The organism is Streptomyces sp. E2N166 (assembly GCF_003671715.1).
Classification (GTDB): domain Bacteria; phylum Actinomycetota; class Actinomycetes; order Streptomycetales; family Streptomycetaceae; genus Streptomyces; species Streptomyces thinghirensis.
Window position 1 is genome coordinate 64,835 of sequence record NZ_RAIF01000020.1, and the last position, 365, is coordinate 65,199.

General features: G+C 72.1%; 1 pseudogene. It reads right to left on the reverse strand.

The features are described 5' to 3' along the window. Nucleotides 1–365: pseudogene (locus EBH09_RS37875) on the reverse strand (DNA polymerase III subunit gamma/tau); the annotation flags it as partial.

Consider the following 365-nt stretch of genomic DNA (forward strand, 5'->3'; position numbering starts at 1 on the left):
GGCCGTGGGCGAGGGTGCCGACGGGCGCTGGGTGGCGGGCGCACCGCCTCCGTAGCCACCACCACCGCCGTAACCGCCACCACCGGCACCACCGGCACCACCGGCACCGGACCCACCGGTACCGGATCCGCCGTAGCCACCCGAGGGACCGGCGGGCGGCGGAGACGCCGAGCCGCCGGACGGGTCGACGACCGCCTCGATCTTCCACTGCACGTTGAACTGCTCGGCCAGGGCCTGCCGCAGCACGTCCTCGCTGCCGCTGCTCATGAAGTTGTCGCGAGCACCGGCGTTGACGAAGCCGATCTGGAGGGATGTGCCGTCGAAGCCGGTCACCTGGGCGTTCTGGCTGAGCAGGATCCAGGTGA